We start from the raw sequence: 3,270 nt of genomic DNA, 5'->3' as shown, positions 1-3,270 counted from the left end.
ACCGACGCGAGCGCGCGCAACGCGTACCGGGTGGCATCGTCGTCCTCGGCGGTGTCCGCGCGCAGCACGCCCAGGCGTTCCACTCCGTCGGTCACGGGCACCCACCACCGGCGGCCGCCCTGGCCGGACGGCCGGTCCGGCTCGGTGATCAGATCGACCCGCTGGAACGCCAGTCCCGCCAGGGTCGAGTCGACGGCCAGTTCCAGGCCTGTGCCGCCCGCGTCGTCGCCCCGGCCGGTCAGCTGCCGCAACAGCCTGCCCTGCATGTCGACGAGGAAGAACGCCACATCATGCAGACCTGTCGGCTCCACGTGATCGGCCACCATCCGCGGCAGATCCTCCAGGGTCGCCGTATGACTGGCCAGCATCAGATCGGTCAGCGCACCGCTCACCTTCATCGGATCGATCACCGGACGACCCTCCCTCCGCTCCCCTTCCCGGCGTTCTTCCGGGAACGACGACACCTCTACGACTACCCCCCAGACGGGCAGCAGACGGAACGCGTCCCCCGCACCGCGCCGCAGGTCCGGGCCGCTTCGATCGCTCTGTACGCAGCGGGGCCCCGCTGCCCCGGCAGGTTCGCGGCCCCACGCGACCGCAGCTCCGGCGGGTGGTGCCTCCCGCTGGGGCCGGAGCGTTACCCCGTCCGCCCCGGGGGTAGCCGGAAGCCATCCGTGCAGAACGCCTGATCACCGTCGGCCGCCCGGCACCGAGGGGCGCCGGGGAAGGCCGTCCATGCCACCGACCTGGTTGACCGCCCTGGCCTGGGCCGCCCTCGCTGTCGCCTTCGCCGGCGCGGGGTGGATCCTCCTCGACATCTACGGTCGCGGTTACCGCCAGCAGATGGGCGTCATGGAGGCGGTCTGGCCGGTGACGGCCCTGTACTTCGGGCCGGCCGCCGTGGTCGCCTATCGCGCCTGGGGCCGTCCCCGCACGCATCGCTGGCAGCGCGAGCACGGTGAGCCGTCCGACATGCCCGGCTACGCCACGACCGCGCTGGGTGTCTCGCACTGCGGCGCCGGCTGCACGCTCGGCGACATCGTCGCCGAGTTCGCCGTCTTCGGCCTCGGCCTCACCATCGGCGGGATCGCCCTGCCCGCCGAGTACGTCGGCGACTACGTGCTCGCCCTGGTCCTCGGGATCGGTTTCCAGTACTTCGCCATCGCCCCCATGCGCGGCCTGGGTCCGCGCAAGGGCCTGCTCGCGGCGGCCAAGGCCGACGTGCTGTCCCTGACCGCCTTCGAGGTCGGTCTGTTCGGCTGGATGGCGCTGATGTTCTTCGTGTTCTTCCCCGCCCCGCATCACCTGCACCCGAACGACCCGGTGTACTGGTTCCTGATGCAGATCGGCATGATCGCCGGTTTCTTCACCGCCTGGCCGGTCAACACCTGGCTGATCCGTGCCGGAATCAAGGAAGCCATGTAAGGCATCCGGCTCACACTTCCTCCTCGGCTCCGTCCGCATGGCCTCCTGCCTCGCGCGGACCCGGCGCGACGTCCCCTTGACACGTTTTGCATAATGCAAAGGTAAGGAAGGGGAAGTAATGCGTGCCATCCAGGCAGCCAGAAGCGAGAAGCAGCCGGTCGACGCGGCAGGCCGGCCGGTCGATGCGGCAGGCCCGGGTCCCGTAGCAGCGCGTGGTCCGGCCGGTCTGCGTGCCGCGCCCTGGATGCTGATGGCACTCGCCGTGATCGTCGGCGCGGGAGCCGGCGCGGGCTCCCTCGTCTTCCGCTGGTGCATCCAGACCTTCACCCGGCTCTTCGCCGGCCACGCCGACTATGCGGCGGCACCAGGAGAGGGAAACCCGCACGTGCCGTGGCTGGGGCCGTACTTCGTCCTGCTCGCCCCGGTGGCCGGGGGCCTGCTGTACGGGCCGCTGGTGAACCGGTTTGCCAAGGAGGCGCGCGGTCACGGAGTTCCCGAGGGGATGGTGGCCGTCGCCCAGCGAGGGGGGAGGATCAGCCCGAAGGTCGCGGTCGTCAAGACTCTCGCCTCGGCCCTGACCATCGGTTCCGGTGGCTCGGTGGGCCGGGAGGGCCCGATCGTGCAGATCGGTTCCGCGCTCGGCTCCACCCTCGGGCGCCTGACCAGGGCGACGGAAGGCCGCATGAAACTCCTGGTCGCCTGCGGCGCGGCGGGCGGCATCGCGGCCACCTTCAACGCGCCGCTGGCCGGTGTCTTCTTCGCCATGGAACTGATCCTGCGCGCCTTCAGCGCGGAGGCGTTCGGCGCGACCGTACTGGCCAGCGTCACCGCGAGCGTCATAGGCCGTGCCGCCTTCGGGGACAACGCCTTCCTCAGCCTTCCGGACTTCCACGTCGACCATCTCGGCCAGTACGGCCTCTTCGCCCTGCTCGGCATCGTCGCCGCGGTGGTCGGTGTGGGGTTCGCCCGGTTCCTCTACCTCGTCGAGGACGCCTGCGACTGGCTCTGGCGCGGCCCGGAGTGGCTGCGGCCGGCCGCCGGCGGGCTGCTGCTCGGTCTGGTGCTGCTCGTCCTGCCGCAGATGTACGGGGTCGGCTATCCGGTGCTGCAGAAGGCGACCGAGGACGGGTATGCCGTCGGCTTCCTGCTGCTGCTCCTCGCGGGCAAGATGCTGGCGACCAGCCTGACGATCGGTATCGGCGGCTCGGGCGGGGTGTTCGCGCCCAGTCTGTTCATCGGGGCGATGCTCGGTTCCGCCTACGGGCTCGCCGTCCACCACCTCGTGCCCGGCACGGCGGGGGCGGTGGGCGCGTACGCCCTGGTCGGTATGGGCGCCGTCTTCGCCGGCTCGGCCCGGGCGCCGATCACCGCCGTGGTGATCCTCTTCGAACTCACCGGCGAGTACTCGATCATCCTGCCGCTGATGCTGGCGATCGTGCTGGCCACCGCCACCAGCCACCTGCTGTCCCACGGCACGGTCTACACCCTCAAGCTCCACCGTCGCGGGATCGACCTCGAAGGCCCCGCTCGCGGGGCCCGGCTCGGCGGCCAGCGGGTCGGCGCCGTGATGGACCCCCTGCCCGCACCGCTGCCCGCCTCCACCACCCTCGCCGACGCCGCCGACCTGCTGAGCCGCTCGGGACACGGCGCGCTCCCCGTCTTCGACGGCGGGAACTACCTCGGGGTGGTCACCGCGCAAGCGGTCGCCGAAGCCCTCGCGGAGCAGCCGGAGGGCGCGCCCACGCTGGTCGGACAGCTCACCGAGCCGCCGGCGCCGGTCACCGCCGACGAACCGCTCGCCCAGGCTCTGCACACCCTGCTCTCCGCCGCGGGCACGGGTCTGCC

At 71.6% G+C, this 3,270-nt stretch carries 2 protein-coding genes and 1 pseudogene; 2 read left to right on the top strand and 1 reads right to left on the bottom strand.

Translation table 11 applies throughout. The features are described from left to right. Positions 1–410 (bottom strand): annotated as a pseudogene (locus ABZ719_RS37390) (stage II sporulation protein E); the annotation flags it as partial. A 325-nt stretch (positions 411–735) separates the two neighbouring features. Here ABZ719_RS37390 and ABZ719_RS37385 point away from each other — a divergent pair. Together ABZ719_RS37385 and ABZ719_RS37380 are read left to right on the top strand one after the other, a co-directional pair. After that, positions 736–1,425 carry a DUF4396 domain-containing protein gene (locus tag ABZ719_RS37385; RefSeq protein ID WP_366729626.1) on the top strand — a complete coding sequence of 230 codons (690 nt, stop codon included), beginning with the start codon at positions 736–738 and terminating at the stop codon, positions 1,423–1,425. Positions 1,426–1,675: 250 nt separating this feature from the next. Beyond that, on the top strand, positions 1,676–3,270 hold a 1,595-nt coding region (locus ABZ719_RS37380), incomplete at its 3' end, for a chloride channel protein (protein WP_366729627.1).

The sequence above is a fragment of the Streptomyces sp. NPDC006743 genome (assembly GCF_040703815.1).
Classification (GTDB): domain Bacteria; phylum Actinomycetota; class Actinomycetes; order Streptomycetales; family Streptomycetaceae; genus Streptomyces.
This window is presented reverse-complemented; position numbering and strand designations above follow the sequence as displayed.

Excerpts from the sequence above, each read along its gene's own strand:
- ABZ719_RS37385 (WP_366729626.1), top strand. The coding sequence starts at position 736 with ATGCCACCGACCTGGTTGACCGCCCTGGCCTGGGCCGCCCTCGCTGTC.